This is a genomic window from Microbulbifer sp. ABM4_008 (genome assembly GCF_056311705.1).
This window is the reverse complement of the sequence record NZ_CM149970.1, coordinates 481,224-496,545: the sequence shown is the minus strand read 5'-3', so window position 1 is coordinate 496,545 and position 15,322 is coordinate 481,224. Positions and strand designations below refer to the sequence as shown.

Sequence of the window (15,322 nt, the reverse complement as noted above, 5' to 3'; positions counted from 1 at the left end):
AGTAACAATTGTAAACTTACTTGCTGGTGAGAATGTGTATCATTATCATCTGGGTAAGTTCTTTTACTTAGTATCTCCAGGAGAATATCGTCATGCCATTCACCGCAAAAGAGCTGGCGGAAAAGGCTTCTTTTCAAGCATTTGCTAATGCATATATAAGAGAAGTTGACCCCGGTGTTTGGCATACAAGCTCTGATTGGCAATTACAAACTGGTGTGGCTCTTGAAGAAGAAAATGGTTATGCGCTAGAACTTTATTTGAACGGAACTGGAGTTACACTTGCTTTAGAAGCTTCTTATCGTTCAATTGTCGGCCGACATGTATTTACTAAAAGCTATCGCAAATTAGCAAATCAATGGAATTGGCAACCCATAGATTTTACTTCTGCAATTATGATGTTAATAGATAACATTTATGCAAAAGATAATAACCAAAACAATAAGCCAAATACTCCAGCCAACAAAATAGAACTATTAAATCGCACTTTAGAAAGTCTTCAAATCATGCAGGATTATCTTACTAAACGACTAGATGATCCTACGCTTAATAGCTCCGATTATATTTGTTCTGAGCAATCTCTGTTATTTGGACATTGGCTTCATCCTACACCCAAGTCACGCCAAGGCATTCACTCTTGGCAACATGAAAAGTATACGCCGGAATTGAAATCTAAATTTCAATTACACTTTTTTGCCGTGTCAAAAGATCTTCTGGAACAAGATTCTTTACTCGACGAGAGTGTTGAGGAAATTATCAATAATATATTAGGGGCCGATATCGATATCGATATCGATAAACAACTAATACCTGTGCACCCCCTACAAGCACAGTGGCTGTTACACCAGGACTATGTTCAACATTTACAACGTGACGGATTAATTGTCGACTTAGGTCTTATGGGTAAGATGTTTACGCCCACTTCTTCTGTCCGCACTTTGTACTGCAGTGAGCTGAATTATATGATTAAGCTCTCGATCCCTGTAAAAATAACTAATTCGCTAAGAAAAAATATGGCTCACGAATTAGATCCGGGATTAAATGTTGGAAAGTTGTTCTCATTAAGCAACTTCAAGCAAAAATTTCCACAGTTTGTTTTAATTGAAGATCCTGCCTTTATTACTGTTAAATTACCTAATATGCAGGAAACAGGCTTTGAAACTATTATACGGCAAAATCCATTCAGTAAAGATACAAACAGTCTAGAACTACCCACAGTTTCAATCGCTGCATTGGTACAAGACCCTATCTTATCCGGAACTCAGTCTAAATTAGCGCAGCAAGTTTTAAGCTTGGCTTCCAAGCAGGGCATTAGCGTAGAAGAAGCAGCGTTAAAATGGTTTAATTGTTATTGGCAATGTGCAATTGAACCAACAATTAGACTTTACGATAGTCAGGGTATTGGTTTAGAGGCTCACCAACAAAATTCTCTATTAACTATTTATGATGACTGTCCAATTAGATACTACTATCGAGACAATCAAGGTTTCTACTTGTCAGAAAAAATGCAGGATAAGTTGCTCGAAGCTGTACCTGAGTTGAGGAATAATCCTGACTTATTTTATCCTGACAATATGATTGCAGACCGGTTTGGATACTATCTTTTTGTCAATCAGTTATTCTCAATTATTGGCCGTATGGGACAAGATGACCTTATTGATGAGAATAAACTATTACAATTAAGTTACAGCAAGCTTAATTTTCTAAATTCTAGGGTACTGACAAGCGTCGGCAAAAACTTTACAGATAGATTATTTAATAATTCTAGTATTCCCTGCAAGGGAAACCTTCTAACTCGCGTTGAAGATGTTGATGAGCTGGAAGCGGAAAAAGAATTAGCTGTTTACACTAATATACGAAATCCTTTCTTCGACCTGCATCAAGAAAGCTTGACTACCCACAAGCAAGTTAACGAGGTGACTCTTGCTCACAGTTAACCCACAGCAGCATTTATCTCAACAAGACTTAGAAATCTCTCCTTATAAAAATTCTGACAGCCACTTAGCTGAAGAAAAAAGAGTGATTCGCCAGCTCTTGGAAGCATTGTTGTTCGAGCATCTTTGTGATTACTCTTATCACGATGGTTTTTTCTATTTTACATTAGGAAGATCTTTTTATCGTGCTTCAGGAAGAATTTCTGGTTTTAGTCGAATTAGAATCAATGCAGAAGAAATGTTTTTTTCTCAAAGAGATGAAAAGCATGTAGATACAAAACTTCAGGCACAATGGATAAAAAATATATCTCAAAGCATTGATTGGCAACCAATAACACTAAATGCCCTTGTTGAGGACTTGCCTACTTCAGTAGTAGTAAAGAAAAAGCTGGCAATTGAGCTCGAACAAACTGTTAAACTTTGCCAGTGGAACAACAAGCATTTAAACCGCCATATAAGCCGTCGTGAATTAACATATACCCAGTTAGAGTCTGCAATTGATGAAGGGCACCCTTATCATCCATGCTTCAAGGCACGAACTGGGTTTAGTGAGCTTGATCATAAACTTTATGGTCCAGAGTTTGGCAATAATTTTCAACTACATTGGTTGGCGATTAGACGATGCTATTTGAAGCGTCGATTTAACTCTGTAACTGAAAAAATATTTTGGGAAACTGAGCTTGGTGAACAATGTTACCAGCAGTTAAATACACAAATTAAAAATCTAACTTCCGATAGTACTGCATTTTCATTGATGCCTATCCATCCATGGCAGTGGAAGTTTTTAAAAGATAAACTTGAGCCCGCTATTGCTGATGGACAAGTATTTTACCTTGGAGAGGCTGGCGATCAATATCAAGCCAGCATTTCTATTCGTACATTATTAAATATTAGCCATCCTGAAAAAGCTAATATAAAACTACCTCTGAATATAATTAATACTTCTTCACTACGCACTATAGAAAGTCACACCATTTGTACTGCACCTGCTATATCAAACTGGTTAATACAAATTCTGGAGTCGGATAACTACCTGAAGCAAAATATGATTTTGCTGGCGGAGTATGCCGGAATAAGGCCTACAAATGATGGCACTGAACATCAGGAATGGATTGAGAATCTCGATGGTCAATTGGGTGTAATTTTTCGACAGAGCCTGCACTCATACTGTGATGAGAAAACTGTAATACCTTTTGTAGCCCTAAGTATAATAGAACAAGATGGCAGCCCTTTTATCGAGCCCTGGATTGCCGAATATGGTTGTCATAGTTGGCTGGAGAACCTGCTCGAAAAGGTGATTATTCCCATATGGCACTTACTAGTTCATCACGGTATTGCAATTGAGGCGCACGGGCAAAATATCTTATTGCAACATAAAGATGGTTGGCCTGAAAAAGTTATAGTGCGCGATTTTCATGAAAGCATGGAGTACGTTCACAATTACTTAGCACAACCGGAATTAGCGCCTACTTTTACTGACTTCGAGGAAGAATATAGTTTTGGCGGGCCAAACCAATATTATTGGATGGAAAGTGTCGAAGCTTTGCGCGAGCTTTTAGTAGATACTTTATTGGTTTTTAATTTATCTGACTTGGCCGTATTACTTGAAGATTACTACCAATTTCCAGAAAGTGAATTCTGGAAATCAGTTTATCACAACTTTAGAAAATATCAGCAATCAAACTTAACTGATCAAAAGCGCATAGCCCAAATCGATTTATTCCAACCGGAAATTAAAACCGAATCACTATTGGATAAGAAATTTCGCGGGAATCGTGAAACAGAATTTCATCATCACATAAGAAATCCGTTAGCAGACGCTGCTTTACATGATACCCAAAAGGAAACCTCCAAGACATCAATATCAGTGCCAGCAGTACCAGGAAAATCCTATGCTTACAATAAATGATAAGTTTTATAGTAAAGAAGACTTTAACGAGCAACAGCAGTCCTATGTCTCAATAAATACTATTAATGAGAGTAACGCTGTTGCGGTATGTGTTGAAGATAATTTTATTTGGTTGACTCTATGTTATTACTTAAAGTCAAAGAAAATATCTGCCATGCCTATCCACCCCAGTGTTCCAAAGGATACTGCAAAGCGTATGGCAGAAAAAGCTGGCTGCGAATTGCTGATTTATGGTGACTTAGCAGGATTAATTGAGCTACCGGCAACTAATTTGAATAAATCTGAAGCAGGTATTATTCAAATGAGCTCCGGCACCACAGGTGAGCCAAAATGCATATTGCGAAGCTGGGCGGATATTGATATTGAGGTAAAGAGTTATTGCCAGGCTTTCAGCGACCCGGACAGCATGACTCCAGTTGTCGCTTGTCCCGTTACCCATTCATATGGATTAATTTGTGGCGTAATGGTTGCTCTGAATCGGGGTCAGTCACCACTGATAATTAGCAATATCAATCCTAAATACCTTATCAAGAAGCTGCAGAGTTGTCAGCGTCCGCTTTTGTATTCTTCTCCGGTAATGTTGCAGGGATTATTACGTTTATGGCCGGCCAATAGCAAACTATTTGCTGCTATGACTTCAGGTTCCACTATGCCACAACAGGTATTTGAGCAGATTCAGGCACGTGTAGAAAACTTATATCAACAGTATGGATGCTCTGAAGCGGGCTGTATTAGTATAGGACAGGATTTATCTGCTGCTAACGATCAAGGAAAGCCATTACCTCATGTCGAAATTACCTGTGGTAATCTCGACAATAAACAGCAAGAGATAGTTGCTTATGTAAAAACTGCATCAGGAATTAAAACTGTTAAAACACAGGATGTCGGCTATTTGAGTGAAAATGGTCGACTGCATTTTCTTGCACGAATGGATGACACAATCATCGTATCGGGGCTAAATGTATATCCTGCAGAAGTAGAAGATATCATACTTGAACACCCGCAAGTTAATGATGTAGTGGTATTTAAGATAGATGATCAATTTGCGGGCCAACGAGTTTGCCTACAGTATGTCGCTTCCCCAGCAATAGACCCCTCCGAACTACGCCAATGGTGCAGTCAACACTTAGCACTATTTCAAGTACCGCAAATATTACAGCCGGTCGATGAGATAATGCGAATGGCTAACAGTAAAGTGAACCGTAAGCAGATTGCGCTGAACTATCAACAGAACATACTAACCAGAACAAATAAAAGTAGTGAAGGAAAACAAGCTGAAAGAGCCAACTAGTAAGTAGGGGCTATCTATTGAGCAAACAAACAATATATTAATTATGCAAAAGACTGAAATAGTAGATTCGATTCAGAGCATACTTACTAATGAGTTGAATCTAACACATATAGAAGATGTTCAGCTTCACTCCAAGCTAAATGAAGATTTATACCTTGATTCCGTACTGATCCTGCAAGTACTTATTAGCTTGGAATTAAAGCTGGGAATTGATATACCCGATGAAGCCTTGAACTTGAAGGATTTTGATACAGTCGATAGCTTTAGTGAGTTTATATTAGGCCGGGTTAACTATAAGAGCGAGAATGGCGCTTCTCCCAAACATACCGATCCTCAAGAGAAATCAGGAGTCGAAATAGCTCCAGCAGAACAAGCTGAAGAGCAGACAGAAGAGTTTGAGGATATTAAAGTACATTGTTTTGTGAGTTGTCTATGCGAGTGTATCAAAGCAAATGATCATGTTGACCATAGACCATTTTACTTTGGTGTATGGGACGCCGATGTTGTAGTTGATAATGATTATTGTATCAACTATCACGCTGAGAATTTGAACCATGACTTCTTTCGAAACTGGTTCGAGAAAATTTATGGTGTCGAGGTAAAGTCCTGGTACAACCAAGGCTTATCCAAAAGCGACAATATTAACACTTTACTAACATTACTAGACAATAAATCTGCCAGTCAGAACATAATGGTAATGCTAGATATGTATAGGTTGCCAGAACGCGAAAATAAGTTTAACCAGAATCCATTCCCTCACTACGTAATGCTGGAAAATAGCCAAAATCCAGAAATGTTATTTATGTGGGATCCTGATTTTCGCTGGGAAGGAGAGCAAAATAAAAAACAAGTATTACACGCAATTGAGTCGGATGCTGTTGCTGGCGGTTATATCTTTGATAGCAGCCAAATTAAACCAAGCTCCAATCAGGCAATCCATGACTATTTTACTACCTGTTTGAACTTAAACAATAATCCGATGACGGATGCTGTGCGAAAAATTGTCAAGGCACATTTGGCTCCTGAAAGTCAGCTAAGCCCCTCTAATTTAAGCCGTGCTCTCACTCAGCTTCCCGTATTGGCTATTCGAAAGTATGCCTACGAACATGGCTTAGCATATTTTATGTTGCAGCTAAATTTGGATTTTGATGAATTTGAAACATGGTGCGACATTATTGAAGAGTTAGTTTCCACTTATAAGCAGATTCAATTTCGTTCTATGAAAATCGCGAATTACGCTACTGAAGGAAACTATCCATCCGAATCATCGACAGATATTAAAACAGAAATCATGCAGCTACTGGATCAACAAGATCAGCGAGAATTTAAAATCAAAGGTCAGCTACATACATTATTTCAACAATGGCAAAACCATGTAGCTATTACTAACAAAGAACGTTCCAATGAGGTGTGCATATGATTTTATCTATCTGTACAATCTCTTTTCGCCATCAACTGGTTTCAATTGATCATTTGGCAAAGTGGGCGAAGCATAATCATTTTCAGGGTATTGAATTGTGGGGAACTCACGCAAAAAACCTCGCCTCTCAACCAGAATATAATAAAGATTGGTTGGCGGACTACGGCCTAAAAATCACGATGTTAAGTGATTATTTAGCACTATATGCCACTGAAGCTGAGTTACATAAACAAGTAGAACATTTATGTTACTTAGCAAAACATTGGGGTGCTAAGAAAATTAGGACTTTTGCCGGCTCCGAGGCAAGCGCAAACACATCTGAGCATGGCTTTGCACGATTAACAAAGACGTTGCGCAAGGTCTGTCAATGGATGTCCCGACATGATCTCAACTTGATTATTGAAACACATCCCAATACATATGCGGATTCCGTCCCAGCAACAAAGCATTTATTACAGAGCGTTGCTTGTGACAACCTTCAAATCAATTTTGACGTACTCCATGTCTGGGAATCAAAAACTGAAGTGATCCCAGCTTTTGAGGCTTTAAAAGATAATATTAATCATATCCACTTAAAAAATGTAAGTTCTGCAGAATTCCTGAATGTGTTCTCGCCTGCTAATGTATATTCTGCTTCTGGCTCGCGGGAAGGTATTGTCCCGCTGTTTGATGGCGCTGTTAACTATCAGGAATTCGTAAGTCATATTAGTCAACATCCAGACAAGAGAGTCCGCAACATTGAAGCTTCACTGGAATGGTTTGGTGATGACTGTAAAGAAACACTAGCTAGAGATAGATACCTAATTCAACAACTTCAGCAGTGTCGCGAACCACTAGCCATTTAGTAAATTGGGTCTGCTAATTTCTAGGAAATCTGGCAGACCCAAACTATCAACTCTTAATCACGGTAAATTTTCGTTAAGTCTTGGTAATGATCGACACGTCTATCTCGCAAGTATGGCCAAATACGACGTACTTGTTCACTTTTCTCCATATCTATATTCGCAATTAGTATCTCACCATCACTTTCACTTGCACAGGCAAGTAGCTCGCCCTGTGGACCACAGATAAAGCTATTACCCCAGAAATCAATGCCGGCAGAACTTCCACTGGAATCACTTTCATGGCCCACACGATTACAACTAATAACTGGTACGCCATTCGCTACCGCGTGGGACCTTTGTACAATTTTCCAGGCTTCAAGTTGCCGTTGCTGCTCAGCCGCATCATCGCGCGGGTCCCATCCAATTGCGGTTGGGTAAATCAGTAATTCTGCTCCAGCCATTGCCATCAGTCGGGCAGCTTCAGGAAACCATTGATCCCAACAAACCAATATGCCCAACTTGCCAATACTCGTATCTATAACTTCAAAGCCCAAATCACCAGGCGTGAAATAAAATTTTTCGTAAAATCCCGGATCGTCCGGAATATGCATTTTTCGATACTTTCCGGCAATAGAGCCATTTTTATCCAATACCACTGCAGTATTGTGATAAATACCTGCAGCACGCTTTTCAAATAAAGAGGTCACTATGACCACGCCGAGTTCTTTTGCAAGCCTTCCAAAATAATCCGTACTGGGTCCAGGGATCGTCTCAGCTAAATCGAATAAACTCACATCTTCTGACTGACAAAAATACAGACTACGATGCAACTCCTGCAGCACTACCAAATCAGCACCTTCACTCGCTGCGGCACGTATTCCCTGAGTTGACCTATCAATATTTTGTTGGCAATCAACAGTGTTATCTTGCTGAACAAGTGCCACTTTAACTATGTTACTCATTAATAAATTCGCTAGATTGTTTAATTTTAGATTAGATGCAAAAAATTTTTTTTAACGCCTAATTAGCCAAGAGGTTTTTCGGCAGCTGCATAGTTAAACAATGCAAACTACCGAACTGTTCGATAATGGGCCGGCAATTAACCGCAACTATCTGATGCTCCGGAAATGCCATCTGGAGAGTTTGTAACGCCTCAGTATCTTCTTCAACATCATATACAGGAGCTAGTACCGCATCATTGATAATTAGAAAGTTGGCATAAGTGGCAGGTAAACGCTCGCCACTTGCATTTGCTTGTCCGCTAGGCCATGGTAATTCCAGCAAATTAAATGGTTTCCCATCAAGCGAGCGCATTTGTACTAAACTCTGCTTCATTTTCTCAAGTTCATCAAAAAAACGATAACCACTTTCATTACAGCCCTGATAGACAATAGTTTGGCCAGGTGCGAACCGTGCAAGAGTGTCGATATGACTATCTGTATCATCGCCCTCTAATGCGCCATGATCCAGCCATAGAATATTCTTTGCACCTAACTCAGTTTTTAGCAGTCCCTCGATATCCGCTCTTGTCATGCGGTGGTTACGATTTTTATTTAGCAGACAGCGCTCAGTCGTTAAAAGATTGCCCTTTTCATCAATATCTATTGCTCCACCTTCAAGAACGACGTCAATTTTCCGCCAATTACAGATACCCAATTGCTTAAACATTTCCTGGTTAATCTGATTGTCTAAATCAGCCGGGTATTTGCTTCCCCATCCATTAAACGTAAAATCGAGAGCAACAACTTCTCCTTGGCTGTTCACTACTGAAATTGGGCCATGATCTCTCGCCCAACTATCATTTGTGGCAACAACAACAAACTGAATATTTTGAATTATTACATTAGCCACATGTAATAGCTGGCTAATATGTTTTTTTAAAACCTCATCATGACAAACGACTACCAGTTTTTGTCGAGCAGTTATAGCTTCGCAAATAGAAACATAAACCGCTTCTACTTCGCTTAGTATCGGTCTCCAATCAGTATCCGCATGAGGCCAAGTGAGCATTATTGCATCTTGCTTTGCCCATTCAGGTGGCAATCTATTTGACATAAGTTTTAATTACTTTATCTGATAGTTATTTTAAATTTACAGGGGTATTGAACTAGCACCAAATGATAATAATTATCATTACAATAATATAGAAAAATTCATTTCGCGCAAGTTTGGGCTCGGATTTAAATAGACTTTCGCACAGTTTTATCGTTTTCCTGATTTCATCTGGAAAACAATGCAAAGCCCTCTCAGTAAAGATTTTATTTATTTAGCATGCTCCAACTTCCTCCGAAACAATGCACTTGGCAATGTAACTAATAGATTGCGTTTTAAGAGCTCAAACAGGTCCGACTGCACTTTGAGATTAATTACTGGATGGGAGCGAGGCACAGCTATCCACCTGACTTTCAATAAAGCTATCTCAGCTATTCTCAACTATATCTGTTCTAATACGGGAAAGACTTGTTTACTGACATGTCAACATTGATTTCTCCGCTAGAAGCAAATCGCCGAGTCTCTTTAAAGGAATATCATGGCCTGGTTCTACTTAATACTCGCCGGACTATGCGAAATTGGTTGGGTGCTGGGACTGAAAATTTCACAGGGCAGTAACACCCGCCTTCTGGGTGTGGTTATGGCTGTGGTATTTATTGGGGTCAGTGGATTTCTTCTGTGGCTGGCGCAGCGAGAGATACCTATTGGTACTTCCTATGCGGTCTGGACAGGAATTGGTGCCGCCGGAGCCTTTGCGGTAGGAGTGCTGTTCTTTGGAGACTCCACCAGCCTTGGACGCTACCTGGGAGTTTTGCTCATTATCTTAGGCGTTGTCACGTTAAAACTCTCTCATTAATTGAGAAGCACCCGGGAAAATTCCCGGGCGCCAGTTCTATTAATCCTCTGAATATTTGTGTTTACGTGCCTGGTTTTGCACAGATCGATACATCTGGGATAGCGCTCTCTCCCCTGCCCGTTTCTGCGCGAGAGTTTGACCGTTACGGCTTAGTTCCTGTTGCAGTTTTTGCCAATTGCGCAAGCGCCGATCATCCAACGAACCGCCCGTTATTGCCTCTTGTACCGCACAGCCTGGCTCTGACTGGTGCTGGCAGTCAGAGAAGCGACACTCTCTGGACAAGGCCTCAATATCAGAAAAAGTCTCCGCCACGCCATCTTCAACATGCACCAACCCCAGCTCCCGCATTCCAGGGCTATCGAGTAACAGCGCTCCCCAACTCAGGGAGTGAAGAGAGCGTTTCCGTGTAGTGTGACGCCCTTTACTATCGGCTTCGCGAATGGTCCCAGTCTCAGCCAGGGGTTCGCCAGACAGCGCATTTAGCAAAGTGGATTTACCCACTCCAGAAGAACCTAACAGCGCGATAGTTTCCCCAGGTAAGCACCACTGGCGCAGCTGTGCCACGCTTTCTCGATCCAGGCTATTTACCATTGCAGCGGGTAATTCGCCGAATGGACGCAATGCCTGAAGAAAAGGGGCTGTATCTTCACACAGATCGGTCTTAGTCAGTATCAGGTGTGGGCTGCAACCAGACTCCCGAGCCAGAGCCAAATAGCGCTCAATACGTGAGAGGTTAAAGTCATCATTCAGGGAGGAAACAATAAAAACACTATCGACATTGGCGGCGATCATCTGCACCTGATGCCCCCCAGGTGCCATGCGCTCAAACTGGCTGCTGCGGCTCAACAAACGCACGAAATATCCACTGCTCTTCTCTAACAACAGCCAATCCCCCACTGCGGGCAAATTAGCCACAAGACTCCCGGTTAGCGGAAGGGACACAGCCCCCTGCTCGCCGGCCAACTCCAGGCGACTGCGGTGTACAGCCATAACCCGCAGCGGCAAACACTGCTCGAGTTCTTCGAGCGTCAGCTGCTGTTGGAAAAAAGGCTTCCAACCGAGTTTTTGCAGCGGAGAAGCTTCCCGCTCAATTTTGATAGATGGGGATTTAGTGCCGAATCTATTAACAGACCGGCGGGTAAAGCGAGATTTACTCAAGATTGAAACCCTCTGGGCGCAATAAAGCACCAAGCGACCGCACATGCGCGGCCAACAGAGCTTTCTCAGGGAAAGCCCGACGTCTAGGAATCTATCGCCGGGCGTGGGCAGCTGGAGGCTGCTACTGGACCCGACGGAGGGTTGCAACAATCATCAATCATCCTCCGCAGTCATTGAGTTCTGGATTCCGCCAAAGTACCTGGCGGGTTATGGGCAAATTAGCACTACCCGGGGATAGGAGCAAGGATAATCCCGGGAAGCCTCTTAGTAATTGCCCCGCCATAAAAAGCAAAGCCGGCAAAAGCCGGCCTTCGAATCCGATTACAGCGAGTGCATCACCTTTCTCGACTCACCATAACCCGATCAGCTGAGTATAGATCCGGCTTTTTCTTTCGCCATCGCGTTTACTCGAGAAGCATCTTCTCCTGCGGGTATTTCCACCAAGTGACGAATCTATAAAGGTTTTATGACACCCCCAACCACCTCCCCCAGACCTCCACCTCCTCGGGGTGGGAGGCCGTCAATGCGTGACTGCGATTCAATACCAACTGAGAGAACCGCAACAAGTACAACAAAAAATGGGAAGCGCTATGCCAACAACAAAATTTACAGGGCCCGGCACAAAGGCCGGGCTGATTCTGGGGGCAGTCTTCTGCTCCATCCAAATACCGGTGTGGGCATCTGACACACCAGACCCCACAGAGGTCAATATTCCCGGCAACCTACAAAGCCAACTGGGCTGCGATGGCGACTGGCAACCAGGTTGTGTCGCCACCCTGCTCAGCTATGACAGCGAAGACGACAAATGGCAAGGCAACTTTTGGATACCCGCCGGCAACTGGGAGTACAAAGCCGCTCTCAACAACAGCTGGGATGAAAATTATGGCTGGGGCGGCCAGCGGGACGGCGGTAATATTTCCCTTAGCCTGGATGAGGCCCGCGAAGTTAAATTTATCTACGACCACGAGAGTCACTGGATCGCCGACAACCACAATAGCGTGGTCGCTACTGTAGCCGGCAACTTCCAATCCCTGCTGGGGTGCCCGGGAGACTGGCAACCCGGTTGCCTGCGCAGCTGGATGCAGGATGCCGATGGAGATGGCACCTACACCTTTATCACCTCAGCACTGCCTGCCGGTTCCTATGAATTCAAGGTAGCCTTGCACGAAGGCTGGGAGGAGAGCTACGGAAACAATGGAGCTAACGTCAGCTTTACCGTGGCTGCCGATTACGACGAAATCTACTTTGCTTTTGACTCGAATAGTAAAGAAGTCACCGTCAGTAGTGATGGCTTCGCCAAGGGTGACCTGAGCAGCGATAAAGCTCACTGGGTGGATACCAGCAGCTTTGCCTGGGATATCCAGGTGCAGGAAGGTATCGAGGTTAAATTGCACTACAGCAACAGCGCCGAGCTAAAACTGGAGGACGGTGATATCCGTTCCGATGGCACCATCGATCTCACCCCTCTCGCCACCCTGCCCGACAGCGCCCAACAAAAATTCCCGCACCTGGCCAGTTTCAGTGCCTGGCAATTGCCGGGGCAGGCTTCCACTAGTGATCTGGTAACCCAGCAACTCGCCCTCGCCGCTTACGATGCGGAGGGCACGTTACTGGATGCGACTGGTGTGCAGATGGCAGGCGCGCTCGATGATCGCTTTTACTACGACGGTGAACTCGGTGCCCGTGTCGGCGAGGAGAATATCCAGCTCGATCTTTGGGCTCCCACCGCACGGGCAGTAAAACTGCACCTGTTTACAGACTCCAGCAGCGACAGCGCCGATCAGGTGGTATCCATGCTGCGCGATGAATCTACCGGGGTTTGGAGTGCCGATATCGACAAGCAGTGGGACCGCAGTTTTTATCTCTATGAGGTCGAGGTGTACTCCTACTTCAGCCGTCAGATTGAAACCAACCTGGTCACCGACCCCTACTCCCTGAGTCTCTCCATCAATAGCGGCAAAAGCCAGATCGTCAACCTGGATGACCGGGACCTGAAGCCGCGCGGTTGGGATCGTCTGCGCAAGCCCAAGTTAACCCAGCCGGAAGACATCAGTATCTACGAGCTGCATGTGCGCGATTTCAGTATTGCGGATCAAACTGTCCCCGAAGCAGAGCGCGGCACCTTCAAGGCTTTCACCCGCAAGCACAGCGACGGCATGCGCCACCTCAATAAACTGGCCCACGCCGGCCTCACCCATATCCACTTGCTGCCGGCCTTTGACTTTGCCACAGTCAATGAGGATCGCACCCAGCAGCAGCAAACCCCGGACCTCTCAGACTACGCGCCGGACAGCAGCGAGCAGCAGGCCCAGGTAGATGCTATTCGCGATACCGATGGCTTTAACTGGGGCTACGATCCATTGCACTACACGGTCCCCGAAGGCAGCTATAGCAGCGCTCCCGATGGACCTGCGCGCATTCGCGAATTCCGTCAAATGGTGCAAGGGCTATCCCACTCCGGCCTGCGACTGGTGATGGACGTGGTTTACAACCACACCAGCTCCTATGGCCAATACGACAACTCCGTACTCGATAAAATCGTCCCCGGCTATTACCATCGCCGCAATCTGGAGGGTGGTGTGGAAATGAGCAGCTGCTGCGCCAATACCGCCAGTGAGCACGCCATGATGGAAAAGCTGATGATCGATTCCCTGGTCACCTGGGCCCGGGCCTATAAGGTGGACAGCTTCCGTTTCGATCTGATGGGACATCACAGCCTCGACAATATCCTCAAGGCGCAAGCGGCATTGCAATCACTGACCCCGGCAGCCGATGGTGTCGACGGCAAAGCTATCTACCTGTACGGCGAGGGCTGGAATTTTGGCGAAGTGGCTGAGGATGCTCGCTTTGTACAGGCCCGCCAGGGCAATATGGCCGGCAGCGGTGTCGGCACCTTTAACGATCGCCTGCGCGATTCCGTGCGTGGCGGCAACCCCTTTGGAGGTTTTGAGGAGCAGGGCTTTGGTACCGGTCTGTTCACCGACAGCAACGGTAAGTTTGAGGGAGAAGATGAGCGTGCCACACTGCTAACCCTGGCAGATAAAGTCCGCGTTTCCCTCGCCGGCAACCTGGCGGATTATCCTTTTGAAGATGCCAACGGCAATATCATTACCGGCAGCGAGCTGGTCTATAACGGCCAGCCCACCGGCTATACCGCCGACCCGCAGGAATCCATTAATTATATTGCCGCCCACGACAACGAGACGCTGTTCGACGGAGTACAGATCAAAGCCAGTGACAGCGCCGACTTGGCTGAACGAGTGCGTATCCAGGCATTCAGTAATTCCCTGGTTCTGTTCGCCCAGGGAGTGCCGTTTATCCACGCAGGCCAGGATTTCCTGCGCTCAAAGTCGATGGATCGGGACAGTTACAACTCCGGTGACTGGTTTAATACACTGGACTTCAGCCTCGCCACCGATAATTGGGCTGCGGGTTTACCTATCGCAGATAAAAATGAAGATAACTGGTCCCTGATGCAACCTTTACTGGCAAACCCGGAATTGGCTCCCGAGCGCCGGCACCGCTTGTGGAGCTCTGCTCTATTCCGCGAGCAGCTGGCGATTCGCAACAGCTCTCCCCTGTTCCGCTTGTCTGATGCAGAGTCCGTAGAAGCACATCTCAATTTCCTCAACACCGGACCCGACCAGATTCCTGGGCTGATTGTGATGGAGTTATCCGATTCCAGTGGCAGCATCGATCGCCGCTTTGAACGTATTGTGGTGCTGTTTAATGGCGATGACGAATCATTGGAATTTACCAGCGAAAACCTTATTGGTGAGTACCTGTTCAAGCACCCACGTCAGCGCCGATCAGTAGACTCACGCCTGCACAAAGTAAAATTTGATAGGAGCAGCGGCACCTTTACTCTGCCCGGCCGAACTACCGCAGTATTTGTGCAGCCACGCCGTAGATATTAATTCTTCATAAATTTTAAAAGGCCG

General features: G+C 44.6%; 10 protein-coding genes. 7 read left to right on the top strand and 3 right to left on the bottom strand.

The features are described 5' to 3' along the window. Positions 1 to 92 precede the first annotated feature (92 nt). The 5 genes from ACYX4J_RS02135 to ACYX4J_RS02115 are packed head-to-tail and all read left to right on the top strand — an operon-like array spanning position 93 to position 7,396. Positions 93 to 1,934, top strand: a complete 1,842-nt coding sequence (locus ACYX4J_RS02135) for an IucA/IucC family protein (protein WP_413663372.1) — start codon at positions 93 to 95, stop codon at positions 1,932 to 1,934. Then, positions 1,921 to 3,840 carry an IucA/IucC family protein gene (locus ACYX4J_RS02130; RefSeq protein ID WP_476177764.1) on the top strand — a complete coding sequence of 640 codons (1,920 nt, stop codon included), beginning with the start codon at positions 1,921 to 1,923 and terminating at the stop codon, positions 3,838 to 3,840. The genes ACYX4J_RS02135 and ACYX4J_RS02130 overlap by 14 nt, the downstream gene beginning before the upstream one ends. Then, complete coding sequence (locus tag ACYX4J_RS02125) at positions 3,824 to 5,131, top strand: AMP-binding protein (RefSeq protein WP_444911553.1); 1,308 nt, start codon at positions 3,824 to 3,826, stop codon at positions 5,129 to 5,131. The genes ACYX4J_RS02130 and ACYX4J_RS02125 overlap by 17 nt, the downstream gene beginning before the upstream one ends. Positions 5,132 to 5,174: 43 nt before the next feature. Continuing rightward, a complete protein-coding gene (locus tag ACYX4J_RS02120) occupies positions 5,175 to 6,551 on the top strand; it encodes a DUF6005 family protein (RefSeq protein ID WP_413663375.1) in 1,377 nt (458 codons plus the stop codon). Then, positions 6,548 to 7,396, top strand: a complete 849-nt coding sequence (locus tag ACYX4J_RS02115) for a sugar phosphate isomerase/epimerase family protein (protein WP_444911554.1) — start codon at positions 6,548 to 6,550, stop codon at positions 7,394 to 7,396. Before ACYX4J_RS02120 ends, ACYX4J_RS02115 begins: the two co-directional genes overlap by 4 nt. Before the next feature lie 53 nt (positions 7,397 to 7,449). On the opposite strand, the gene ACYX4J_RS02110 is transcribed toward ACYX4J_RS02115, so the two are convergent. Together ACYX4J_RS02110 and ACYX4J_RS02105 are read right to left on the bottom strand one after the other, a co-directional pair. Further along, positions 7,450 to 8,337: a carbon-nitrogen hydrolase gene (locus tag ACYX4J_RS02110; protein ID WP_413663377.1), complete on the bottom strand. Its 888-nt coding sequence runs from the start codon at positions 8,335 to 8,337 to the stop codon at positions 7,450 to 7,452. Positions 8,338 to 8,395: 58 nt separating this feature from the next. Then, the gene (locus ACYX4J_RS02105) at positions 8,396 to 9,430 is read right to left on the bottom strand and encodes an agmatine deiminase family protein (RefSeq protein WP_444915488.1); all 1,035 of its coding nucleotides are present in this window, start codon (positions 9,428 to 9,430) and stop codon (positions 8,396 to 8,398) included. Between the two features lie 475 nt (positions 9,431 to 9,905). Here ACYX4J_RS02105 and ACYX4J_RS02100 point away from each other — a divergent pair, with 475 nt between their 5' ends. Then, positions 9,906 to 10,223, top strand: coding sequence for a DMT family transporter (locus ACYX4J_RS02100; RefSeq protein ID WP_108734565.1), 318 nt, complete (start codon positions 9,906 to 9,908; stop codon positions 10,221 to 10,223). A gap of 39 nt (positions 10,224 to 10,262) precedes the next feature. Here ACYX4J_RS02100 and rsgA read toward each other — a convergent pair whose 3' ends face one another. After that, complete coding sequence (gene rsgA / locus ACYX4J_RS02095; RefSeq protein WP_445361099.1) at positions 10,263 to 11,381, bottom strand: ribosome small subunit-dependent GTPase A; 1,119 nt, start codon at positions 11,379 to 11,381, stop codon at positions 10,263 to 10,265. A 590-nt stretch (positions 11,382 to 11,971) separates the two neighbouring features. On the opposite strand from rsgA, the gene pulA reads away from it, so the two are divergent. After that, positions 11,972 to 15,298 (top strand): pullulanase-type alpha-1,6-glucosidase, encoded by a 3,327-nt coding sequence (gene pulA, locus ACYX4J_RS02090; RefSeq protein WP_476177763.1) that lies wholly within the window; start codon positions 11,972 to 11,974, stop codon positions 15,296 to 15,298. Positions 15,299 to 15,322 lie beyond the last annotated feature (24 nt).

Excerpts from the sequence above, each read along its gene's own strand:
- ACYX4J_RS02135 (WP_413663372.1), top strand. The coding sequence starts at position 93 with ATGCCATTCACCGCAAAAGAGCTGGCGGAAAAGGCTTCTTTTCAAGCA.
- ACYX4J_RS02125 (WP_444911553.1), top strand. The coding sequence starts at position 3,824 with ATGCTTACAATAAATGATAAGTTTTATAGTAAAGAAGACTTTAACGAG.
- ACYX4J_RS02120 (WP_413663375.1), top strand. The coding sequence starts at position 5,175 with ATGCAAAAGACTGAAATAGTAGATTCGATTCAGAGCATACTTACTAAT.
- ACYX4J_RS02115 (WP_444911554.1), top strand. The coding sequence starts at position 6,548 with ATGATTTTATCTATCTGTACAATCTCTTTTCGCCATCAACTGGTTTCA.
- ACYX4J_RS02110 (WP_413663377.1), bottom strand. The coding sequence starts at position 8,337 with ATGAGTAACATAGTTAAAGTGGCACTTGTTCAGCAAGATAACACTGTT.
- ACYX4J_RS02105 (WP_444915488.1), bottom strand. The coding sequence starts at position 9,430 with ATGTCAAATAGATTGCCACCTGAATGGGCAAAGCAAGATGCAATAATG.
- ACYX4J_RS02100 (WP_108734565.1), top strand. The coding sequence starts at position 9,906 with ATGGCCTGGTTCTACTTAATACTCGCCGGACTATGCGAAATTGGTTGG.
- pulA (WP_476177763.1), top strand. The coding sequence starts at position 11,972 with ATGCCAACAACAAAATTTACAGGGCCCGGCACAAAGGCCGGGCTGATT.